Origin of the sequence: Parvimonas sp. M20 (genome assembly GCF_035282425.1) — a bacterium.
Lineage (GTDB): Bacteria > Bacillota > Clostridia > Tissierellales > Peptoniphilaceae > Parvimonas.
In genome coordinates this window covers 1-612 of record NZ_JAYKBQ010000065.1, presented here as the reverse complement: position 1 = coordinate 612, position 612 = coordinate 1, and the positions used below count along the sequence as shown (strand labels likewise).

The following is a 612-nucleotide window of genomic DNA, read 5'->3' as shown; positions in this document are numbered from 1 at the left end:
CGTCACCATCAAGCCCATCGCATAATGGCAAACTGGGGATGAGCTGCCCAGCTTATCTTAAATGACTACTGGCAGGGTATTCATAGCCGTGTGTTATGGGACTCCCAAGCCCGTCTGTAGCGCCCAGTATTGATGGAGGCAGCTAATGTCGAGCAAGGATAAGTATGAGGGCACTGTGGGTGCCAAAGCAGTGGTCACTGTGGAGCTGCAGGGGCTAGGTGCATGGGGTACAGGTTATACCATGGATCAGATTATAGACCAGGCAACCACAGAAGCAGAAGCCACTATACGCAAGGCCTTTCACGGTGAGCGTACTCGTATCATTAGCATAGACACGACAGCAGTCTATGCACCTGGCAAGAAGATACAGCCAACGAGGTAGGACCTAAAGAGCAATCTTGAGGGGTCCCACAATAATACAATATAATACAAACAATGGATCCTCCAGACATGAATGACTCCCCAAAATCGAGAGACAATGTAATGCAACCGCAACAGCAGTCATCTGAACACCTTTCCGTAGAAGAGGGCATGGATGCTACTGCCTCTCTGATTCGTGCGCGTATCATTCATGCTCTGGAGGTCTATCCCTTCATCAGCAGTTCGATGCTC

At 49.7% G+C, this 612-nt stretch carries 1 protein-coding gene; it reads left to right on the top strand.

Translation table 11 applies throughout. The features are described from left to right. Nucleotides 1–145: 145 nt before the first annotated feature. Nucleotides 146–382: a hypothetical protein gene (locus tag VJI93_RS08390; protein WP_324009259.1), complete on the top strand. Its 237-nt coding sequence runs from the start codon at nucleotides 146–148 to the stop codon at nucleotides 380–382. The last annotated feature ends 230 nt before the right edge of the window (nucleotides 383–612 follow it).